The organism is Macrococcus armenti (genome assembly GCF_020097135.1).
Classification (GTDB): domain Bacteria; phylum Bacillota; class Bacilli; order Staphylococcales; family Staphylococcaceae; genus Macrococcoides; species Macrococcoides armenti.
This window is the reverse complement of sequence record NZ_CP083608.1, coordinates 160767-182555: the sequence shown is the minus strand read 5'-3', so window position 1 is coordinate 182555 and position 21789 is coordinate 160767. Positions and strand designations below refer to the sequence as shown.

At 34.9% G+C, this 21789-nt stretch carries 19 protein-coding genes; 7 read left to right on the top strand and 12 right to left on the bottom strand.

From position 1 onward, the window contains the following. Positions 1 to 10: 10 nt before the first annotated feature. From LAU42_RS00935 to LAU42_RS00920, 4 genes are all read right to left on the bottom strand, one after another. Positions 11 to 1063 (bottom strand): GTPase domain-containing protein, encoded by a 1053-nt coding sequence (locus LAU42_RS00935; protein WP_224183879.1) that lies wholly within the window; start codon positions 1061 to 1063, stop codon positions 11 to 13. Positions 1064 to 1148: 85 nt separating this feature from the next. Beyond that, on the bottom strand, positions 1149 to 2150 hold the full coding sequence (locus tag LAU42_RS00930) for a FecCD family ABC transporter permease (RefSeq protein ID WP_224183878.1): 1002 nt from the start codon (positions 2148 to 2150) through the stop codon (positions 1149 to 1151). Then, complete coding sequence (locus tag LAU42_RS00925) at positions 2150 to 3145, bottom strand: FecCD family ABC transporter permease (RefSeq protein ID WP_224183877.1); 996 nt, start codon at positions 3143 to 3145, stop codon at positions 2150 to 2152. The genes LAU42_RS00930 and LAU42_RS00925 overlap by 1 nt, the downstream gene beginning before the upstream one ends. Then, a complete protein-coding gene (locus LAU42_RS00920) occupies positions 3138 to 3959 on the bottom strand; it encodes an ABC transporter ATP-binding protein (protein WP_224183876.1) in 822 nt (273 codons plus the stop codon). The genes LAU42_RS00925 and LAU42_RS00920 overlap by 8 nt, the downstream gene beginning before the upstream one ends. 98 nt (positions 3960 to 4057) lie before the next feature. Between LAU42_RS00920 and LAU42_RS00915 the strand changes: the two genes are divergently transcribed. Further along, the gene (locus tag LAU42_RS00915) at positions 4058 to 5092 is read left to right on the top strand and encodes an NAD(P)/FAD-dependent oxidoreductase (protein WP_338147632.1); all 1035 of its coding nucleotides are present in this window, start codon (positions 4058 to 4060) and stop codon (positions 5090 to 5092) included. Between the two features lie 62 nt (positions 5093 to 5154). On the opposite strand, the gene LAU42_RS00910 is transcribed toward LAU42_RS00915, so the two are convergent. The 4 genes from LAU42_RS00910 to LAU42_RS00895 all read right to left on the bottom strand — a co-directional run bounded on the left by LAU42_RS00910 (position 5155) and on the right by LAU42_RS00895 (position 10193). Beyond that, entirely contained in the window at positions 5155 to 5988 is an 834-nt protein-coding gene (locus LAU42_RS00910) for a YitT family protein (protein WP_224183875.1), read from the bottom strand. 186 nt (positions 5989 to 6174) lie between these two features. Beyond that, complete coding sequence (locus tag LAU42_RS00905; protein WP_224183874.1) at positions 6175 to 7122, bottom strand: L-lactate dehydrogenase; 948 nt, start codon at positions 7120 to 7122, stop codon at positions 6175 to 6177. Between the two features lie 27 nt (positions 7123 to 7149). Further along, positions 7150 to 8745 (bottom strand): L-lactate permease, encoded by a 1596-nt coding sequence (locus LAU42_RS00900; protein ID WP_224183873.1) that lies wholly within the window; start codon positions 8743 to 8745, stop codon positions 7150 to 7152. Between the two features lie 245 nt (positions 8746 to 8990). Then, complete coding sequence (locus LAU42_RS00895; RefSeq protein WP_224183872.1) at positions 8991 to 10193, bottom strand: NupC/NupG family nucleoside CNT transporter; 1203 nt, start codon at positions 10191 to 10193, stop codon at positions 8991 to 8993. A gap of 261 nt (positions 10194 to 10454) precedes the next feature. On the opposite strand from LAU42_RS00895, the gene LAU42_RS00890 reads away from it, so the two are divergent. Further along, positions 10455 to 11744: a DUF1958 domain-containing protein gene (locus LAU42_RS00890; RefSeq protein WP_224183871.1), complete on the top strand. Its 1290-nt coding sequence runs from the start codon at positions 10455 to 10457 to the stop codon at positions 11742 to 11744. Between the two features lie 54 nt (positions 11745 to 11798). Here the strand turns inward: LAU42_RS00890 and LAU42_RS00885 are convergent, their stop codons facing one another. The 3 genes from LAU42_RS00885 to LAU42_RS00875 form a co-directional block, all read right to left on the bottom strand. Next, positions 11799 to 13370 (bottom strand): ABC transporter permease, encoded by a 1572-nt coding sequence (locus LAU42_RS00885; RefSeq protein WP_224183870.1) that lies wholly within the window; start codon positions 13368 to 13370, stop codon positions 11799 to 11801. Beyond that, the gene (locus LAU42_RS00880; protein WP_224183869.1) at positions 13363 to 14124 is read right to left on the bottom strand and encodes an ABC transporter ATP-binding protein; all 762 of its coding nucleotides are present in this window, start codon (positions 14122 to 14124) and stop codon (positions 13363 to 13365) included. Before LAU42_RS00880 ends, LAU42_RS00885 begins: the two co-directional genes overlap by 8 nt. Positions 14125 to 14186: 62 nt before the next feature. Beyond that, entirely contained in the window at positions 14187 to 14801 is a 615-nt protein-coding gene (locus LAU42_RS00875) for a TetR/AcrR family transcriptional regulator (RefSeq protein WP_224183868.1), read from the bottom strand. Positions 14802 to 14980: 179 nt separating this feature from the next. Between LAU42_RS00875 and LAU42_RS00870 the strand changes: the two genes are divergently transcribed. Further along, a complete protein-coding gene (locus LAU42_RS00870; protein WP_224183867.1) occupies positions 14981 to 16336 on the top strand; it encodes a YhgE/Pip domain-containing protein in 1356 nt (451 codons plus the stop codon). A 72-nt stretch (positions 16337 to 16408) separates the two neighbouring features. Then, entirely contained in the window at positions 16409 to 17134 is a 726-nt protein-coding gene (locus tag LAU42_RS00865; RefSeq protein ID WP_224183866.1) for a M50 family metallopeptidase, read from the top strand. Positions 17135 to 17540: 406 nt separating this feature from the next. On the opposite strand, the gene LAU42_RS00860 is transcribed toward LAU42_RS00865, so the two are convergent. Next, positions 17541 to 18413 (bottom strand): nuclease-related domain-containing protein, encoded by an 873-nt coding sequence (locus tag LAU42_RS00860; protein ID WP_224183865.1) that lies wholly within the window; start codon positions 18411 to 18413, stop codon positions 17541 to 17543. 157 nt (positions 18414 to 18570) lie between these two features. Between LAU42_RS00860 and LAU42_RS00855 the strand changes: the two genes are divergently transcribed. The 3 genes from LAU42_RS00855 (at position 18571) to LAU42_RS00845 (ending at position 21738) form a co-directional block, all read left to right on the top strand. Continuing rightward, positions 18571 to 20022 carry an NAD-dependent succinate-semialdehyde dehydrogenase gene (locus LAU42_RS00855; RefSeq protein WP_224183864.1) on the top strand — a complete coding sequence of 484 codons (1452 nt, stop codon included), beginning with the start codon at positions 18571 to 18573 and terminating at the stop codon, positions 20020 to 20022. 105 nt (positions 20023 to 20127) lie between these two features. Further along, entirely contained in the window at positions 20128 to 20550 is a 423-nt protein-coding gene (locus tag LAU42_RS00850; protein WP_224183863.1) for a MarR family winged helix-turn-helix transcriptional regulator, read from the top strand. Positions 20551 to 20565: 15 nt separating this feature from the next. Next, the gene (locus LAU42_RS00845) at positions 20566 to 21738 is read left to right on the top strand and encodes an MFS transporter (protein ID WP_224183862.1); all 1173 of its coding nucleotides are present in this window, start codon (positions 20566 to 20568) and stop codon (positions 21736 to 21738) included. The last annotated feature ends 51 nt before the right edge of the window (positions 21739 to 21789 follow it).

Here is a 21789-nt window from a genome sequence, read left to right as displayed (position 1 = left end):
TGTTAGCCTCCTATAGATGTTGTTTATATTTATTCTGTTCCTCTGCAATTATATCATCTGCAATTTTGCGAATCTCATCCATATATTTATTAATTGCCTGGAATTTCGGCAATGCATTCACGATACCTATTTCAAATACAGATGTGATTACTGATATAATCGGATTTACACTTTTCATTTTAAAGGAAGTTCTTAAGAGTTGCACGATTTTTGTAAATTCTATCGTTTTATTCATACGTTGATTTGATTTCTCGTTTTCAAACGATTTAACGTAGGATTCTATTTTTAGCCATTTATGTTTGCGTTCAATAATATCGTCTTCCTGTATTTTAAAGTGACTCATTAATGTACGTTCCAACGAATCATAGTTTTCTTTCATAATGATTGTTTTAAAGCTTGGTGTAAAAAGCTTCGGAAATGCTGAATTCACTTTATAGTTTAAGTAATTCTGTTTATATTCGGCATCTGTAAATCGCTTATAAAATGCTTGCTCTTCAGCATCAAAAATTTTATTTATCGTTTCCTTTAACGTATTGATCCCTGAATGGTTTAATACACTTGTAAATATATATGATTGATGCATATCCATAAATGGTTTCATCGTAACTTTCAATTCTGTATTTTTACTGTGCATTAATACATCTATCGTCTCTATTCCTGACACATCAATTAAAGTATCTGCTTTATTATATATAAATGTTACCGTTTTTCCTTGTTTCACGAGGTAACGAATCATTTCAATATCTACTGCTTTTATTTTACTTGAAAACACATATAAATAATGTTGAATATTAATACTCTGGATGATTTTCTTATATCTTTTCACAGACATAATTTCAGTTCCAACACCCGGGAAGTCTACTATATATCCATAATCATTATATGCATAAGCTTTCGTGTTCAAAGTCGCATCTGTCTCAACAGAGATATACGCTTTGCTTTCACAAAGTAAATTAATAAGGGCGCTTTTACCTGCATCCGGTTGTCCAATAACGCCGATTTGATTGTATGAACGATTCATAACGAAAGTTTTATATGCTTTAATTAACGGATGTTGTTCCACCTTCATCACTCCTATATGCGCTTTTTATACATATTCCCTATTGCACAACATATTATGCATATATATTAAATTTTGATACATCATATTATAAGTTTTTACGCATTAAGTATAAAAAATATGGCGCGCCGATAATACTTACAACTATACCAGCAGGAATATTCGTTGCTGTAATGAATAGTCGTCCTACCATATCTGCAAAGCTGAGCAGTATTGCACCGAGAACGATTGTTACCGGAATAAACTTCTGATGTCTGCTACCAACAAGCCTGCGTGCAATATGAGGACTAATTAAGCCGACAAATGCGATGCTGCCACATACAGATACAGCGCTCGCACATAACACTACAGATGCAATCACAATATTTCTGCGCGCTACCGGTAAATCAATGCCGACACTCGTTGATATATGATCATGTGTATTTAATATATTCAGTACGTTCAGCTTATATACGATGTAAGGTATCGTTAACGCCATTATCGTCGCAATCATTAACACGAACGGCCAGCTATCTCCCCAAATATCACCACTTAACCACTTCGTTATAAATTCAACATCTTCTTTATTAAATGTGGATGTCATCATCATCATTGCTCCCGCAAGTGCAGTAGAGAGCCCAACACCAATTAATATCATCTTCACTGGATTGATACCTGAAATCGGCTCATAACTTAACTTTAATACAGAAATGACCGTTATTATTGCACCGATCATACTGAGTAAAGGTAGTATATATACAAAATTATTACTGTCGACCGGTATAAATATCATTAAAAGCGCAATAAAGAAACCACTGCCGGCATTAATCCCCATAATTCCTGGGTCAGCAAGTGGATTTTTTGTAATGCTTTGCAGTAATGCCCCACTTAAGGCAAGCGCAATACCACTTAATATTGTAATCAATAGTCTAGGTAATCTGAATTCATACAAAATCATCGTTTCTGTCGTATCACCGTATCCAAATAATGTACGGATGAACTGTGCAGGCGTCATCTTGAAATCGCCTGTAGCCATCGTCAATGTAATAATAACGGATAGAAAAACAAGTAAAGTTAATAACACAAACCACTGTTTCGCGATATATCTCATTATAATTTACCGCCCTTTCTTACTAAATAAATAAAGAACGGCACACCAATTATAGAAACAATTGCACCGACAGGAGATTCACCGAGCTTACGCGCTATAATATCTGCCCACACTACAAATATACCTCCTAGTATCGTCGTAAATGGAAGTAACTTTCTGTAGTCCACACCGACTAACATTCTCGCGATATGCGGTATCATAAGTCCGACGAAAGCAAGTGAACCTGCAAGCGCGACCGCAATCCCTGCTAATATCATCGTTAACACGGAAAATATCAAACGCGCTCTCGAAATATTAACACCGAGCCCTGAAGCCATCTCATCTCCGATATTAAGAACTGTCAGCTGCCTGCTAAATATAAAAGCAATTAATAATGTCATGAAAATAATCGGCGCTGCATATTGTATATGTTCCCACGTCGTCCCGGTAACACCACCACTTGTCCATAACAAATTGTTCTGATTCGTCTGAAAGTATATCGATATACCCTGAGCAATCGCTGTCAGTAAAGTGCTGACAGCTGCACCGGCTAAAATAATTTTCATCGTATTAAAACCACCGCGCTTCGTACTTCCTAATGCAAGCACAAGTGTGCCCCCTAATATTGCACCAATAAAACCAGCTGTCATAATCACAATAAAACGAACATCCGGGATACATGCAAATACAATACTAATAGAAAGTAAAGCGCCTGCATTAATACCGATTAATGCTGGATCAGCAAGCGGATTTCTTGTTACGCCCTGCATCATTGCGCCACTACATGCAAGTGCCATTCCAACAACCATTGCCGCTACTTCTCTCGGCATGCGTATTTCGCGAATAATATTATGTGTTTCACTATTGTCATAAGCAATAAGTGCACGTAATACATCAATGAAGCGATAATTTTCCGCACCAATCATAAATGAAATAACAAGTGTACAGAACATAAAGATAACGCATAGCAACAGTTTTAAATAGAAATTTTTAAGCGAGATATTTATTTTATCCATTGTGTACAGACTCTTCTTGTACATAGTGTTTGCATAACAAATCATATGTGACTAACATCGGTTTCCCGTTACGTGGGTCTCTTGATAATTCTGCATCAATATTAAATACTTCACCGAGAATTTCTTTAGTAAGCACCGCTTCTGGCGCTCCTTCACTTATAATGTTTCCGGATTTCATTGCGATTAAATGATCAGAGAAACGAATCGCCTGATTAATATCATGAAGTACCATCACGATTGTGCAATCTTCTTCACGATTTAAATCCTGCACCAACTCCAATATTTCAAGTTGATGCGAAATGTCTAAGTACGTGGTCGGTTCATCAAGGAAAATAATATCTGTCTTTTGTGCTAAAGCCATCGCAATCCATACGCGTTGTCTCTGGCCACCAGACAAATCATTCACATTACGCATTCTGAAATCATGCGTACCTGTTACTTTTAAAGCCCAATCAATTTCCTTTTTATCTTCTGCTGTTAATCGACCGAATCCTTTTTGATAAGGGAATCTTCCGTAACTGACAAGTTCTTCTACACTCAATCCATCCGATACATCCGGTGATTGTGGTAATACTGCTAACTTCTTCGCGACTTCTTTCGTTGACTGCTGATGGATGCTCTTTCCATCTAATATGACATCACCAGACTTTACTGCCAGTATTCTGGACAATGCTTTTAATAATGTAGATTTCCCACAACCATTCGGTCCGATAATTGAAGTTACTTTTCCATCTGGAATTGTAACATCAAGTGACTTTACGATTTCTTTATCTCCATAGGCTATCGTTACATTTTTACCTTGCAATCTACTCATTTTATCCTACCTTCTCCATTACCATTAATTGATAATGATTATCAATATGACTATTTTAATGTATAATAATTATATTAGCAAGAAGGAGATGACGGATTGTGTCGAATATAAAAGATGTTACGATTATTGGTGGTGGTCCTGCTGGTTTATACGCAAGTTTCTATGCAGGATTACGTGGTTTAAGTGTTCGAATAATAGAGTATAATCAGCAGCTCGGAGGTAAACTCAATTTATATCCCGAGAAAATTGTATGGGATATTGGTGCAATGCCGGCAAAACCTGCAGCGTATATTATGGAAGACCTGATTAAACAAGGAATGACTTTCTATCCGGAAGTAAAACTAAACGAAAAGGTTTTAAATATAAAGAAATGCACTGATCATTTTGAAGTTGAGACAAACGCTGCTACATATTTATCACGTACCGTTATCCTTGCAATCGGTTCAGGCATTATCAATCCGGTAAAACTTGAAATAAAAGATGCCGAACGTTTCGAAATTAACAACTTGCATTATGTCGTGAGATCATTACAACGCTTCAAAGGAAAACGTGTGCTGATATCAGGTGGTGGTAATACAGCGGTCGACTGGGCAAGAGATATTGCCCCATATGCTGCATCTGTTCATATTATTTGTCGTAAAGAAGACTTTAAAGGTCATGAGGAAATGGTAAGAAAGCTTGATGACTTACGTGTTGTAAAACTTACGAATCAATGGATAGAATCATTTAATGCAGAGGATGACTATATTACTTCAGCAATCATAAAAAGAAGCGACCATTCCACGCATACACTTGATGTCGATGAAGTAATTATTAACCATGGTTTTCATATGGATTCTGAGTTGCTTGATAAAAGTGATGTTCAGTTGAATCGCATCGATAATTTCTATATTGCAGGGGATGCAGATGGTAGTACGAATATAGAGGGTGTATATGCTATTGGTGATATATTAAAACACGATGCAAAAGTCAATTTAATTGCAGGATGTTTTCACGATGCTGCTATTGCCGTCAACAAAATCAAATCATATTTAGATCCTGAAGCTGAAAGCTATGGCATTGTTTCAAGTCACAATCCAGTATTTGAAGAAAAGAATAAAATTATTAAAGACACAATTATGCATCATGAGTAGTTTTTAGTAATAAAAGCGCTGAATAAATCAAAGAATGATTTATTCAGCGCTTTTTCTCGATATTAATCTTCCGTCATAAATCCATTGCCGAGCACGTCTCGTACATCATGCACGACTACGAATGCATTTTCATCAATTTTTTTAATCATACGTTTCGTACGTGTTAGCTGTAATTTATTAATCACACAATACAAAATATCTGTTTCGCGTTTCGTATAGTACCCGTGTCCGTTTAATATCGTAACACCGCGTCCGATATCTTCGTCGAGCATCTTTGCAATCGGTTCTGGGTTTTGTGAAATGATTGTAATGGCTTTTTTTGGATTTAATCCTTCAATCATCATATCCATCGATTTCGTACCGATATATAGACTCAGTACTGTTAATAATGCACGTTCAACAGGAATTACTGTTAACGACAGTGCAACAACAATCAAATCAAAGAATAATAACGCATATGACGTATTCACATCCAGATACTTATGTGCAATTCTTGCCAGAATAGTAGTCCCTGCCGTCGTACCTCCAACAAGTACGATCATACCAATACCTACTCCAACTAAAAATCCACCAAAAATTGTACTTACTAACACTTCTTTTAAGTGCAATTGAAGCGGCTCAGTAAGTTTTAAAAATATCGACAACGAGATGATTGATAAAATCGTTAATATCATTGAACGTTTCGATAAAAATTTAAAACCAACAATCAATAACACAACGTTCATTAATAAAGTTGTAATAGCAGGAGACCATCCAAATTTATAGAGGAAGATTAACGACATCCCTGTGACGCCGCCTTCTCCAAGGTTTGCAGGTATAATAAATGTGTTCACTGCAAGTGAAAATATAAGTGAACCGAGTATTACAAAAAATATTGATTTCGCTGATATATTCATACGTTTCCTCCTTCTGTCTTAATCATCGTTTTATAAGCTTATCGAAATTTTTACATACTTTCAACGTTATAGAATAAATCGCTCAATTTAACCTTTAAATCTATTCCCTTCATATATTATTAATAAACGCCGAATACACAATAAAGCCACTCAACTTAATTGGTTGAGTGGCTTATATCATTTAAATTATTCAAAAAATGGAGATTGAATGTCTTTTAAAGTTTGAACTGATTTTGCGAATTTCGCTTTTTCTTCTTCATTTAATGGTGTTTCTAATACTTCTCTAATACCATTTCTATTAATAATTGCTGGCACACCGATATACACATCATCATGGCCATATTCACCATTTAACTTCGCTGAAACTGTGAGCACAACATTTTCGTTGTTTAATACTGCTTTAGATATGCGCATTAATCCCATTGCAACACCGTAATAAGTAGCGCCTTTCGCTTTAATGATTTCATATGCTGCATCACGAGTATTTACAAAAATTTCTTCAATACGTGATTGTTTTTCAGGATTTTCATTTAATATATCGTATAAAGACTTACCGGCAATGTTTGTGCCACTCCATACAGCAAGCTCAGAATCACCATGTTCACCGATAATATATCCATGTACGCTATTAGGAGAAACATCGAATTCTTCACTTAATAAATGTCTGAATCGTGCAGTATCCAGAATTGTACCTGATCCGATAACTTGATTTTCAGGTAATCCAGAGAATTTCTGAACAGCATAAGTTAACACGTCAACTGGGTTCGTTGCGATTAAGAAAATGCCGTCAAAACCACTCTTCATAATTTCATCAACAATTGATTTGAAGATTTTCATATTTTTTCCGACTAAATCTAAACGTGTTTCACCCGGTTTCTGTGCAGCACCTGCGCAAATTACAACTAATGCCGCATCATGACAATCTTCATATGTACCGTAACGAATCTTCATTGGACTCGGCGCATATACAACACCGTGATTTAAGTCCATTGCATCACCTTTTGCTTTTCTTTCATCTAAATCAATGATAACGAATTCGTCACAAGCACCTTGGTTTAACATTGAAAATGCATAACTTGATCCTACTGCACCATTACCGATAAGAACGACTTTGTTTCCTTTAAATTTTTCCATGAATATTATCTCCTTTATATGAATGTTTTAAAGTACCATACTTAATGCAAATGTCCAGATACAAACAAATACGAGTAATGCGATACTATATTTCAATGTCATGTTAAGTAATTTGGATTCCTGACCTACTTCACCAACTGCAGCTGTTGCAATCGCAATTGATTGTGGTGAAATCAGTTTCGCCATAACACCACCTGCTGTATTCGCTGCAACAAGTAATGCCGGGCTAGTACCGATTGTATGTCCTGCTGTTGCCTGAATTGATGCAAACAGAACATTGTTATTTACTACTGATCCTGTCATAAATACACCAATCCATCCGAGTATCGGAGAAAGTAACGGGAATATTACGCCCGTTTTTGCAATCGCCTGACCCATTGCAACTGTTAGACCACTATAAGTTGTAAGCTTCGCAATCGCTAATATCGCACAAATTGTAATAACCGGAATCCATAATTCTTTGACCGTTAATTTTAATAACGATAATGCTTTACCAAAGTCCATTGTTTTTGAAGTTAAAATTGTTACAATTACAGCTAATAATATCGCAGTTCCAGTTGCACCTAGAAAATCTAGTTTAAGCATAACACCTTTTTGTAAAGTTTCGTTAAATGTTCCTGGCATCTGGAATAAGATAATTGATTTTTGTAAAGGGCCACCTTCAGCAAACAATGCTTTAAATGAAGGTAAGCTCCATACAAGTACAAATCCTGTTAAGAACATGAATGGGCTCCATGCTGAGACAATTTCTTTAAGCGGATGTTCTACAACCTCAACTTTATCATCTGATAATCTGAATACATGTTTCGGTTGCCATTTATTACAGAAAACAGCGAGTGCTGCCATCGCCAGCAATGAAGGAATAATATCTGCAAGTTCAGGTCCCATTGTTATAGTAATAACTACTTGTGTTAGTGCATATGTTAATCCTGACACTAAAATCGCAGGCATTGTTTCTTTAATACCTTTAAAGCCATCAAGTATAAAAATCAATACAAAAGGAATTGCAATGTTAATAATCGGTAATGTATAGGCTGTCATCTGAGATACTTCCATCGCTGTTACGCCACCTTTTAAACCTAGCGTATTAACGATACCTACCGGAATACCAATTGCACCAAATGCACCTGATGCACCGTTTGCAATTAAACAGAACATTGCAGCTTGTAACGGTTTGAAGCCAAGCTGTACAAGTAATACTGCACAAATCGCAATCGGAACACCAAAACCAGCTGCTCCTTCTAAAAATGCATTAAAACAAAAACCAATTAACAAAAGCTGAACACGTTGGTCAGGTGAGATACCAGAAATTGAATCTTGAATAACTTTAAACTTTCCACTCTCAACTGTTACTTTATAAAGCCATACTGCCATAATAATGATGTAACCTATCGGGAATAAACCTTGCACTACTCCTTCTGTTACACCACCGACTGCAACTGCACCAGGTAATTTAAATACGAAGAGTGCAATTAACGTTGTTACGACTAATGTAATTAGAGCAGCGTTAATACCTTTCATCTTAAGTAATGTTAAACATAACAAGAATAAAATAATCGGTACTGCAGCAACAATAGCAGATAATGCTAAATTGCCAAATGGATCAAAACTACTTACAAACATAAGACATTCTCCTCACTTTTTCTTCATCAAATCATGAATTTATGAAATAATCTGTATCACTTTTTCTTCAAATTTATTTATTACAGTTTTATAATACTACCATTAACAATGGATTGCAATAGTTTTTGTGATTTAATTCACAAATACACAGGTGGAAACGTTTCCAATTTTCCAAGTAATTTTATTTCATAATCATTTACATAAATAAAAACCGAACTCGCAATTGAGTTCGGTTTATCTCTATATTACCAAGTGAACAGCCCTACAAATGCTGCTGATAATAAAGATACTAAAATACCTGATAATAACATCATCGGTACATATTTACTTACGAAGTCCGCTGTCTTCTCATTAACAATACCTTTTAAAGTACCAATAATCATACCTACTGTTGAGAAGTTCGCAAATGAAATTAAGAATGTTACAAGAACAGCAGTCATATGTGGTGAGAATGACTTTAACTGATCTTTAATGCCTAACATTACTACGAATTCATTAGTAATAACTTTTGTTGCCATATGTCCACCAACAACTTGTGCTTCAGCCCAAGGTAAACCTAAAAGCATCGCAAATGGTGCCATAATCCATCCAAGAATAATGCTTAATGTTATTTTTCCTGGTAATAAACCTAATAACATATCAATAAAGTTTGCAAGTGATACGAATGCAATTAAAAATGCAATAATGATTAATACTAATTTACCAGCACCTAATACAGAATCTCCTAAGAATGAGAAGAATGGCTGACGTTTCTCGGCTTTAATTTCTACAACGTAATCTTCATCCGCTGTTACTTTAACCGGATTTAAAATTGTTGCGATAATCATTGCATTGATAATGTTTAACGGAATCGCTGTTAATACAAGCTCACCCGGCATCATTGAAATATATGCACCTACGATAGAACCTGAAATACAGCTCATTGACATTAATGCGATTGTAAGTACACGTGTTTCGTTCATTTGACGTACTTGTGCATTAGATACTGCTAATGCTTCAGTGTTACCTAGTACCATCATTTCAATTGAATAGAATGATTCAAATTTCGGTTGACCAGTAACTTTACCGATTAACCAGCCCATCCATTTAATAATGAATGGTAATACACCGATATACATTAATATGTCAAAAAGTGGTACTACGAATAAGATAGGAAGTAGTGCGGCAACTGCCATATCCATCTTAGACATATCTGCTACAAAGCTCGCGAATGGCATCCCGATACCTTTATATGCAGCTCCTAACATCCAGCTGAATGCATCTGCAACAGCTTTAACTCCGATACGACCGTATGGGAATTGAGTAAAGAACCATGCTAAGAATAAGTTTAATACGAGCATAATCGCTACTGATTTCCAGTTAATATTTTTCTTATCACGTGAGAAAAGGAACGCAACTAAAACAAAGACAAAGATACCAATAACGTTTAAAATTAAATAAGTATTCATTTTTTCCACCTTTAATTAAATTTTACGTGATTGATTATATCACGTATTAATCAATTTAAGTACACTTTTTTTCACGAAAAAACGAACATTTTTTCATGGAGTTATAATATTTTAGATAAAACTCGAATATTAAAGATATTTTCTTTCTAAGTAAAACGCTAACATAAGTTTTTTCGTTTTATTAAATATAAAATTTATAGTTATTACTCTGTATGATAGAATAATATTGTATTCTAATAATTTATGTTGAGGTTCTATATAATGAAAGTTTTTTATGCTTTACTCTCTATCGTTTTAATAACGACTCTTTGCTTTTCACAAACAGCATTTGCAAAAGCACCTTATGAAATTGCAAACGAAGCTGGTAACTTTATCAATCCATCGTACAATCCGAAAGGCACAATCGTAATCGCTTCAAAGACTGGTCAAGTGCTGTATAGTGATCATGCAGATACGAAGTGGCCGCCTGCTTCTATGTCTAAACTAATGACTTTATATATATTTATGAAAGAAATGGATAAGGGAAAGATTAACTATCATACTAAAGTGAAAGTAACGGATAAGTTTTACAATATTTCTAAGCTCCCTGCTCTGAGCAATAATCGTTTCAGATTGAACGCAGAGTATACTGTAGAAGAATTAATGCCTATTGTTATTACAAATTCCAGTAATGCTGCAACATTTATGTTATCCAGTCTTGTAACGAAAGATGATTCTGACTTTGTAGATATGATGAATAAAGAAGCAAAGCATCTTGGTATGAAACATACAAAGTTCTATAACCCTGCCGGACCACCAAATAACTTATTACTGCAGTATAAGCCTGAGCGTTACCAGGAGGATACAGACAATATCTCCAGCGCTAAAGATTTTGCGATTTTATGTCAACATCTTATAAACGAGTACCCAGAAATAATTAAGTATACGAAACAAGTGAACGTAACTGTTAAAAAAGGAACGATTGACGAGGAAACATTCCATACATACAATCATTCACTAGAAGGTGCAAAACTTGGTTACAAAGGTGTCGACGGCTTAAAGACAGGCTCTAGTGATACTGCAGGATTTAATACTGCAATTACAGGCACAAAAAACAATATGAGAATTATACAGGTCATGATGGGCGTTGAGAGTTGGTACGATCCACCTGCTGAATTCAACAGAAATATTATGACCAATGCAATAATGGACAAAGTTTACAGCGAATATAAATATAAAAAAATGCTATCAAAAGGCGTACATACGATTAACGGACAAGAACTTTACGTTCACGAAGATTTATTTGATGTAGTTAAAAAAGGCGTGAAAGGTAAGTTCGTATTCAAAGATAATCAACTATCCTACCACTATGATCGCGATTACGTTTCCGATAAATATAAAGCACCTTCAGTTAAGGCTGAAGATAACAAAAAATATGAACGTCGCATATTCTTCCAGGAAAACATGTGGTGGATTGTATTGTTAAGCTTACTGTCCATTATCGCCGGTATCGCATTACTCGTATATTATTACAAACCTGAATTATTCAGAAAGATTTGGGAAGATAAATAGTATCAATATAACCCTGCTTAAAATGTTCTGACATTTTAAGCAGGGTTTTTAATGTTAATCTACAATTATAATTTTTAAACCTTGTTCATACTTTTCAACACATCTCTTCATCATCGTAAAATAAATAATCAATCCAAATAGCGTTAAGCTTCCAACTAATATCGAAAAGTGTGCAAGTAAACTCAGATGCATACTGCCAATAATAAACTGCATCATTACGACTGCACCGATAAACCCTGATAGGATAATCATCAATACGAAACTCATGCCAGGTGAAATGCGTTTATTCACATGCTTTTTACTAATTTGTGGTTCGCTGATTCCAATATTAATACCTACTAGCGATAAACTCATTGCAGTAATAAATGCCGTAATAACGCTGAACATAATATAAATAACATTCAGATGGATGCAAATTCCAAATATGACTAGAGGAATAGAAAACAATCCGCCACTCAGCAATGATGTAATCTGCCACTTTGCTTTTACTACATCTTTGAAATCGATCGGGAGACTATATAACAAGTCATATTGCTCAGCATCTTTAGCTGCGATTTGTGCAGATAATACTGTTACAACAAACCCAGTTCCACCCGCTGCTATACCAAATAGCATCGTTGCCTTAACTGTTTCAGACCAATTTAATATTTCTGAAATCCCACCTGATTGCATAATGACAAATATGAAATACGGTATCGGAATAATCACTTGTGGTAATATATTCGCAACTTCACGAAAATCTCTGAAAATCATCTTCTGATCTTTAAAACGGAAAGCTTTTACCGGTGACATTATCTCTCCATCGTATGCTTTACGTTTTCGCTGCACGGTTTCCGAATTGAAGTCGTGCTGACCGTAATGTATTAATAGTTTAAACAGCAGCACAAATACTGCACATCCTAAAAATAATATTGCGCAGGAAATAATATAAGTGATTAATATGCTGTATTTTAAATGTATAACTTCGCTTAATTGATGCACGAGTAAAAAATCTGGTATCGGTGGTAATGTTTTACCAATCAAATTCAGAGGTCCAATATAAATAAAATAACCTACTGCACTGAATATACCGATAAGCGCTGTCATAATTTCATTTATTTTGTTCTTCGGCAATATTTTCGTTAATAAGAAAATCGCTGCGAAAGTAATTGCCGTATAAATTAAACACAACCCGAGCATTATCATTAACGTAACAATAATCGCATGAATGCTATCGTATATATAATATAAATTCACTGCCATCGTAATAGAAATGATTAAATATACCCATACAATCGATAGCAGCCACATCTTAATCATTTTGACGATAAATATATGCTGTATACCAATCGGAAGTGTCATTAATTGCTGTATATCTTTCTCGATAAAGAAATCATTAATAATCGTCTTAACAGAACTAAAAAATAGTATGAGAAACATAATGAACAATATATACGATGTAAAAATCACTTGCTGCACCGGACTATCTTTCATATATCCTTGTGTAATGATAAAAATTGTTAAAGGTACGAATACAATGATGCCGATGATAATACCGAATATCGTCCATCCTTTATTATTGCTCGACATTCCTTTGAATGTGTTAATAAAACTTTGCCACTCCATCTTTAACATCGCTTTAATCATAAGACACCTCGTGCTTATCTGTTACTGCAAGGAATATATCTTCGAGACTTCGACTATGCTCCGGATGTAATGCATATAGTTCCTGAAGTGTCCCTTCGGCCTTTAAATTACCATCATATATAATACCGATGCGGTCAGCCAATTGTTCTGCAATTTCTAATATATGCGTCGTTAAAAATACTGTCTTACCAAGACTCACTTGATGGCGTAAGTAATTTTTTAAATTTCTCGTACTGAGCGGATCTAATCCTACTGTCGGTTCATCAAGAAAGATGATTTCTGGTTCATGCATTAAATTCGCAACGAGAACAATCTTCTGACGCATCCCATGCGAGTAACTTTCGATTTGCTGGTTCGTCTTGCCTTCTAGTTCAAACAATGACAGTAATTCCGCTTTCTTTGTTTCATACATTGCTTTATCCATATTAAATATTGAAGCAAAGAAATCCAGATATTCATCCCCTGTAAGTTTACCGAGCGTGTTCGGTGTATCCGGTATATATGCGATACGACGTTTAATTTCTAATGCATTATCGTGCATATTCTTATTAAACATAGATACTGAACCATATGTCGGCTTAAGTAGCCCCATCAGCATCTTAATTGTAGTAGATTTACCAGATCCGTTTGGTCCAAGGAATGCGTACAATTCACCACGTTTAATGTTTAAATTTATGTGATTAACCGCAACCTTCCCATTAAAATCCTTCGTTAAATCATATGCCTCTATTACATAGTTAGATTCATCCATCATAATTACTCCCGTTTTTTTACATTTATTATAGTATATACAATAACGTAAAAGAAAGCGTTATCTTAAACTTCTTTCGCTTTTTCATTCTGAACTTTCATCTCTTTCATCATAAGTGTTAGTGGGCCATTACTTGAAATTGCGTAAGCATACGCTGCAATTTGTTCTTTCGTTTCTACCATGCCGCCTTTAACCCATTCACGTAAAATTCCGAGCAACGCATTTACGACATAAGAAAAATAATAGTCAAACGGAATGTCAGAAATTGTATCGATATGATTGATTTTACTTTTCATATTCTTCTTAATCTCTGCTTTAAACTTAGACTCAAATGTTGTCTTTTCTCCAGATATAAACATCACTTTAAAAAATAATTCATTTTCTTTAATTACTCCGATCCCTTCTTTTATAAATACATCTGTAAAATGATTCTCTTCCTGATACATCTTACTAATATCAATGTTATTCTGTAATGCCTGAAACTGTGCAATGATGTCATCTTCTATAATATCCAGTAATTCAAATTTATCAGCATAATGTAAGTAGAACGTTCCTCTATTAATATCTGCCTCTTCTGCAATATCGTTAATCGTAATGGCATCAAATCCTTTTTCAAGCATTAACGTAAGCAATGCTTCTCGTATCGCTTTCTTCGTCTTTCTTATACGTCGGTCTTCCATATCACCACTCCTAAAGTTTTATATTTTAAAGAAATACGTCTTTTAATGAACAGATTAGATAATTAATGTTGATTAATAAACGAATTGCCTTTTATTAATTATTGTGTCTTGTTTACATCATATTATAATAAACAATATATTAATTAATCAACACGTTGTTGAATATGGAGGTTTTATACATGCGTATTTTCAAAAATAAATTATTTTTATTTACACCGATCGTTGCAATTATTATTATCAGCCTACTCGCAACAGCATTTTATCCGGCATATAATCCGAAACCAAAAGCAATGCCTGTAGCAATTGTAAATCTTGATAAAGGCATTAAGATTGGAGATAAATCACAAAATATCGGAAAGACATTTGTGGATAAAGTTTCATCTAATAAAGATATTACGGATAAAGTTAAATTTATTAACATTAATACAGAAGATGCATTAGCGGATGGATTTAAGGAAGGAAAGTATTACGGTGCATTTGTTATTTCTGAACATTTTTCAGAAGATGCGACGAGTGCGATGCGTAAGCAGATTCAAACGACTAAGATGAAAGAAGCTCAAGATAAAGCAGCTGCTGCTAAACAAAATATACAAACAAAAGTCGCATCAGGAGAAATAACGCTACAACAAGCACAAGCAATCAGTGCAGAAATGAAACAAAAAGCACAGGATCAAATAGCTCAAAATAAAGAAGCGTTACAGCCAATTGAAGTGAAACAAGGTAATTTAAAAATTATCATTAATCAAGGTGCTTCTACTCAAGCATCGCAAATTACAGATACAATGCTTACTAAATTTTCAACTACGTTAAACGATACAATTCGTGATAATGCTCTGAAACAGTTTGCTGATATGAACATCTCATTATCTGGTAAAGACATTAAAGCTGTAACGAACCCAGTTCATACAGAACATAAAATAATAAATAAACTAAAGGACAATCAAGCTATGGGTAATGCTCCTATGTTATTATTCACACCAATTTGGTTAGGTTCTTTAATTACATCTGTTATGTTATATTTTGCATTCAGACAATCTAATTTATCTGGTAAGAAAAATAGATTCATTGGTAGTTTAGGTCAAATTACTGCTGCATTAATTACTGCTATATTCGGTGGATTCATTGCGATTAACTATGTCACACATATACTAGGCCTGGATGTTTCTCAACCGTTAAACGTATCAATATATATTTCTATAGCAATGTTCGGTTTTATTATGTTAATTTTAGGATTAATGTCTGTTCTTGGTATGAGAGCTGTCCCATTATTTATGCTTGCACTATTTTTCAGTATGCAATTATTAATTATGCCGAAAGAAATGTTACCGAAGTTTTATCAAACTTACATTATCGGATGGAATCCATTCAGATTATATGCTGATGGATTACGCGAATTAATATATTTGAATCAACCTTTAACATTTAATACACCAATGCAAATGTACTTAGGACTAGCCATTGTCGGTATCATATTAATCATTACCGCTTCACAAGTTAAAAAACATGTTGGCAAACGCACAGAAATACCTGCATAATCGCTGAAGATGCATCTCTAGTATGATGAGATGCATCTTTTTTAATGTTATCCTTTAATGAAAGGAGCATATATGAACACACAAATTACTTTAAATCAGACGTTAATATTAATCATAAGTTTTATATATTTTACATTATCTATATATTTTTATCGAAGCAATTTATTCTTACTTCACGTCATTCGTTGTATCCCTGTACTATTCCATGAGTTTGGACATGCCTTTGTCTGCCAGCTAACTGGTGGCAAAGTGCATGACATCGCAATTATAGCAAGTAGAAAAGAACAGTACCAGACGAATCGATCAGGGTATGCAATTACTGCAACTAAACCTGGAATGAATACATTTATTACTTTAATAAGTGGCTATTTAATGCCTCCAGTCATATTGTTCATCGCCATATTATGTCTGAAGTATAGTGCTGTCATCTTGTTCTGGATAATACTATTGCTGATTTATATATATTACTTCGTAAAAACAAGTAGAAAAGTACTACCTTTAATGATGCTGATTCTTTTTATAGGCACTAGTTATTGCATAAAAACGTATTATCCAATGATAGGGCTTGACCTAGTTTCCTACCTATATCACTTCATCATCGCAATATTGTTTGCCAATCTGATTATCACCTTGAGAACCATTACACTCGTATATTTCCAGGGCAATACTGACTGGGATCGCGCACAACTTAGTAAAGTCACACGAATACCAGCATTTTTATACTTATTATTCTTTATCTTGATACATATTGCGGCCATTTATTTCATGAGTAAATATTTGATTGATTTGATGATGTAGAAGTGTCACGAATTACACTCAACTTGTGACACTTCTACTTGTTTTGTCACGACTCTTATTCAACTCGTGACAGATTCACCAGTTTTGTCACGACTCGTACTCAACTTGTGACAGATTCACCAGTTTTGTCACGACTCTTATTCAACTCGTGACAGATTCACCAATTTTGTCACGACTCGTACTCAACTCGTGACAGATTCACCAGTTTTGTCACGACTCTTATTCAACTCGTGACAGATTCACCAGTTTTGTCACGACTCGTATTCAACTCGTGACAGATTCACCAATTTTGTCACGACTCGTACTCAACTCGTGACAGATTCACCAGTTTTGTCACGACTCGTACTCAACTCGTGACAGATTCACCAATTTTGTCACGACTCTTATTCAACTCGTGACAGACACATCAAGTTTTAAATAAATACATTCCATTTGTACAGTTAAAGTGCTTTTCCAGCACTTTTTTCACTAAATTCCTATGTGCCCTCCCAATCCAACGAACAGATTCAGTATAATTTATCGGTCTATTAACAAGTATCTGATATTCTTGCAGGGCGAATCGAATCCATTCTTCTTTCGATTTCCTTGTTTCACAACACGAGCATTTTGTATACATCCCATTTCCTTTTCCAAGGCCGATTTTCATTCCGCATACGTCACATAGTATTCCGGGTGTCACGTCTTTCATATTAAAAATAGGGCGCTGTTTGTATAGTGATATCGGTTTTTGGATTTGTTCAAAGTACTGCTTCATTTCCATTTCTAGTTTACCCACACTTTTCTCATTTTTTATACCGCACATGATATCTTTAATTTCTTTAAAAAATACAATATCCGCTTCTCTTTGATCAATGCTGAAACTCGGTTGAATAAAAATCATTTTGCATACGATGTTATGATGCGTTCCCATATAATGCATCAACGCCTGCATTCCTTCTTTCATTTGTTCATACTGCCCCATTGGACTTTTAATTGACTTCCCTTCCTTTCTCCACACACCGCCTTCATTATGGAATGTTCGGTGATAGCTTTTAACATCAAATGCGTAAATCGATTCTCCTGTGATAATCATGCGGTCTACTTCAAAGTGATGCTGATGATGTTTCAGACAAATGTTAAATAGCTGAATGTATGACAGACTTAACGGAAAATTCTCCTTAAACATTTGTTCTCCATCATATCCATACTGTACGTAATGATAATCTTCTGAAAATGCATACTTTCCTAATCTTCTGTGCAATGATTCTTCTAACAACATTATTTCTGGTTTTCTTATCATTTTATCCCCCCTATATGTATATGTCTGAAAAACGCGATTTTATTTTTTAAGTTTTTGTAAATTTTATTATTCATAATTTTAGAGAGCATATCGTTTGTTTACGTAACTATAAAAAGGGAAAATATAACTATCACTCAATTGAAAGAGGGGTCTATTTATGACGAACGTAATGAACAATTTAAACACAGGTCTATATATAAACGGTAAGTGGGTTGATACTGTGGACAAGAAAGATGTTATCAATCCTGCAACCGGTGATGTATTAACGCATGTTGCACAAGCAAACGAAACACAAACTGAAGATGCAATACAAGCCGCACATATAGCATTTCCTAAATGGAAAACATTAGAACTTAAAGAACGTGTTCAGTATTTACACAAAGTAGCCGATTTATTAGAAGAAAACGCAGACCGTCTTGCCGAAATTATGACGTTAGAACAAGGTAAGCCGTTAAAGGAATCTAAATTAGAAGTACTTGCTGGCGCTGAAAGCTTCAGATGGAATGCGGAGGAATCACGTCGCTTATACGGCGAACTTATTCCTGCACCTAACAATCATAAATATGAAGTTATTTATGAACCAATTGGTGTTGTTGCTGCGATCACTCCATGGAACTTCCCATCAGGTATGATTACCCGTAAATTAGCACCTGCGCTTGCTGCGGGGAACACTGTCGTATTGAAGCCTTCAAGTGATACACCACTTTCTGCACTTGCAATTTTTGAATTATTCGAACAGGCCAAGTTCCCTGAAGGTGTTGTTAATATCGTTATGGGTAGTTCTAAAGAGATTGGACAAGCTTTCACAGATTCTAATATCGTTAAGAAATTAACGTTTACAGGATCTACACCTATCGGTAAAGCTTTATATGCGCAATCCGCTCAGACATTAAAGAAAATGTCGTTAGAACTAGGTGGTCATGCACCATTTATCGTTAATGAAGATGCAGATTTAGATGCTGCTGTAAAAGGCTTAATTGCTGCGAAATTCCGTAATAACGGACAAGTATGTATCGCACCAAACCGTATTTTCGTACACAGTGCTATAAAAGATGCATTCATGGAAAAACTTATACCAGCTGTCGAAGCACTTAAAGTTGGTAACGGTATGAACGAAGATAGTAATGTCGGTCCATTAATTAGAGAAGATGCCATTGATAAGATTAAACAGCAAATCATCAATGCAACAGACAAAGGTGCAACACTTGTTACTGGCGGTCACCGATTAACTGAAGGTGAATATGCGAAAGGATTCTTTATGCAACCTACAGTTTTAGATAATGTTAATAAAACGATGGATATTTTCTACGAGGAAACATTTGGCCCTGTTATTCCAGTCATTACTTTTGATACTTTAGAAGAAGTGATTGAAATGGCCAACGATACAGAGTACGGTCTTGCAAGTTATGCATATGCAAACGATAGTTCAGCAATTCAATATATTTCTAGAAACCTTGAATACGGAATGGTTGGTATTAATGAAGTTGCTATTTCAAATGCTGAAACTCCTTTTGGTGGTGTAAAACATTCTGGATTCGGTCGTGAGAACTCTCATCTCGGTATTAAAGAATATGTGACAGCTAAATTTGTGAATACAAAGTATCTATAAAAAAAGTCGGACAATTGTCCGACTTTTTTTAATTCATTTACAAAGCGATTACTATCCCCTATACTTGTATAGTTAGCTTAACTAACTATATAAGGAAGTGAATAAATGACACGTGCAGAACAGCAGTTACAACTTTTTGATCACATCGTCGCGATACGCAAGGCATATGTCGAAAAAATGAATAAAGCATTGCTGCAATTCGGATTATCTTCTTCTCAATGGCTCGTTTTAAAAATCATCGTAAAAAAACAATCCACAACACTCGTTGAAATTGCCAAATTGAGAAATATCGAGAAACCTACCGCTACGAAAATTATTCAATTTTTACTACAGCATCAGTTTATAGAAAGTTGTGTCGGAGAAGACAAACGTTCAAAGCTCCTAACACCTACGCAAAAGGGATGCGATATATATAAAGAGATTATGATTATGATTGAAAGTGTACAGACAAATCATTTGAAGCATATTGATGATAAAACTCTGGAAACAATAAATCTCGCACTCTCACAAATAAAATTTAATGAATAGAAAGGATCTGTTACTTTGCAGGAAAAATTATGGACAAAACCATTTATTATGGTTTCTTTAATTAACTTTATATTAATGTTATCAATGTTTTTATTACTCGTTACAATCGGAGGCTATGCCGTAGATGAATACAACGTTTCTACGAGTACTGCCGGACTTGTATCAGGTATATTTATCGTCGGAAGTTTATTCGGTAGATTCTGGGCTGGTAAAAGCATCGATGTATATGGACAGAAACAAGTACTGATTATCGGCGTTATTATATTCGCGATAACAACTGCGCTTTATTTCGTTTCATTTAACTTAACATTATTATTAATCGTCAGATTCTTAAACGGTATGGGGAATGGTATCGCATCGACTGCAACAGGTACGATTGCTGCCTTTATCACTCCGATGAAACGCCGTGGTGAAGGTATTAGTTATTTCAGTATGAGCACTGTAATGGCAACTGCGATTGGCCCGTTTCTCGGCTTATCTCTACTTCAAGTAATTTCATTCAGACAATTATTCGTATTCTGTTTAATACTAGCTATTATCGGGTTAATCATGTTACCTCAAGTTACAGTAAATCAAGATGTAAAACGATTAACATCTTCTTCGCCATCAGGATTTAATATTAAGGAGTATATCGATGTAAATGCGATACCGATTGCACTAGTTGTACTTATTTGCTGTACTGCATATTCAAGTGTTCTCAGCTTTATTTCATTTTTCGCTAAAGAAAACAACTTAATTACTGCTGGAAGTTTCTTCTTTTTGACGTATGCGATTGTCGTCTTAATCTCCAGACCAGTAACCGGCAAATTAATGGACAATAAAGGAACGAACATCGTCATGTATCCTGCGCTCATCGCATACTTTTCCGGTTTACTTACATTAAGTTTTACACACACATCATGGATGCTCATATTAAGCGCTGCACTACTCGGATTCGGCTACGGTAACTTCCAGTCCATCGCACAAGCCATTGCCGTTAAAGTCACGGATCACGAAAAGATGGGGCTTGCAACGAGTACGTACTTTATCTTTTTAGACTTTGCACTAGGATTCGGGCCATATATTCTAGGAATATTCATTCCTGTAATTGGGCTACACGGTTTATATCGTTACTTAAGTTTCTTCGTTATTATCGGTATTGTAGCTTACTATTTTCTACACGGCAGAAAAGCGCATTTATACAATTAATCTTCGCCGTATTTCTTTACTATCCTTACAATATATAGGACAATAATAGTC

Bases quoted from the DNA above. Each gene is read 5' to 3' on its own strand.
- LAU42_RS00875 (WP_224183868.1), bottom strand. From the start codon at position 14,801: ATGGAAGACCGACGTATAAGAAAGACGAAGAAAGCGATACGAGAAGCA.
- LAU42_RS00925 (WP_224183877.1), bottom strand. From the start codon at position 3,145: ATGGATAAAATAAATATCTCGCTTAAAAATTTCTATTTAAAACTGTTG.
- LAU42_RS00905 (WP_224183874.1), bottom strand. From the start codon at position 7,122: ATGGAAAAATTTAAAGGAAACAAAGTCGTTCTTATCGGTAATGGTGCA.
- LAU42_RS00870 (WP_224183867.1), top strand. From the start codon at position 14,981: ATGCGTATTTTCAAAAATAAATTATTTTTATTTACACCGATCGTTGCA.
- LAU42_RS00860 (WP_224183865.1), bottom strand. From the start codon at position 18,413: ATGATAAGAAAACCAGAAATAATGTTGTTAGAAGAATCATTGCACAGA.
- LAU42_RS00930 (WP_224183878.1), bottom strand. From the start codon at position 2,150: ATGAGATATATCGCGAAACAGTGGTTTGTGTTATTAACTTTACTTGTT.
- LAU42_RS00910 (WP_224183875.1), bottom strand. From the start codon at position 5,988: ATGAATATATCAGCGAAATCAATATTTTTTGTAATACTCGGTTCACTT.
- LAU42_RS00920 (WP_224183876.1), bottom strand. From the start codon at position 3,959: ATGAGTAGATTGCAAGGTAAAAATGTAACGATAGCCTATGGAGATAAA.
- LAU42_RS00900 (WP_224183873.1), bottom strand. From the start codon at position 8,745: ATGTTTGTAAGTAGTTTTGATCCATTTGGCAATTTAGCATTATCTGCT.
- LAU42_RS00895 (WP_224183872.1), bottom strand. From the start codon at position 10,193: ATGAATACTTATTTAATTTTAAACGTTATTGGTATCTTTGTCTTTGTT.
- LAU42_RS00850 (WP_224183863.1), top strand. From the start codon at position 20,128: ATGACACGTGCAGAACAGCAGTTACAACTTTTTGATCACATCGTCGCG.
- LAU42_RS00865 (WP_224183866.1), top strand. From the start codon at position 16,409: ATGAACACACAAATTACTTTAAATCAGACGTTAATATTAATCATAAGT.
- LAU42_RS00880 (WP_224183869.1), bottom strand. From the start codon at position 14,124: ATGATGGATGAATCTAACTATGTAATAGAGGCATATGATTTAACGAAG.
- LAU42_RS00855 (WP_224183864.1), top strand. From the start codon at position 18,571: ATGACGAACGTAATGAACAATTTAAACACAGGTCTATATATAAACGGT.
- LAU42_RS00885 (WP_224183870.1), bottom strand. From the start codon at position 13,370: ATGATTAAAGCGATGTTAAAGATGGAGTGGCAAAGTTTTATTAACACA.
- LAU42_RS00890 (WP_224183871.1), top strand. From the start codon at position 10,455: ATGAAAGTTTTTTATGCTTTACTCTCTATCGTTTTAATAACGACTCTT.